The sequence below is a fragment of the Mesorhizobium sp. M6A.T.Ce.TU.016.01.1.1 genome, from assembly GCF_003997065.1.
Lineage (GTDB): Bacteria > Pseudomonadota > Alphaproteobacteria > Rhizobiales > Rhizobiaceae > Mesorhizobium > Mesorhizobium mediterraneum.
This window is the reverse complement of record NZ_RZTJ01000192.1, coordinates 1-378: the sequence shown is the minus strand read 5'-3', so window position 1 is coordinate 378 and position 378 is coordinate 1. Positions and strand designations below refer to the sequence as shown.

General features: G+C 62.4%; 1 pseudogene. It reads right to left on the bottom strand.

The annotated features are described in order from the left end of the window. Positions 1-378: pseudogene (locus EOC94_RS33930) on the bottom strand (methylamine utilization protein); the annotation flags it as partial.

The following is a 378-nucleotide window of genomic DNA, read 5'->3' as shown; positions in this document are numbered from 1 at the left end:
GCCTCGACTTGGTGCACGGCATCGATGCGGCCGCGATCCGGCGGCAGGCCCGCAACAGGCGGCACGCCGGTGTTGTGAAAGCTGTTGTCGGTGAAGCGCGGGCCGTTGTGACAGGTCACGCAATTGGCCTTGCCGATGAACAGTTTAAGCCCAAGGATTTCTTGTTTGGAAAAGACAGCATCGCCCTTCGGCTCGGCACCGGTGGCGAGGTCCAGCGCAAAGCGGTCGAAGCGCGCTGGCGTGGGCGCGATCGAGCGTTCGAAGGCGGCAATCGCCTTGCCGATATTGACGAAGACACCGTTGATGGCGTCGCGCTGCGCGCTGCTCATGGCATTCCAGGCTGCTTTCTCGGCATCGTTTCCAAGTGGGCTGGCATTC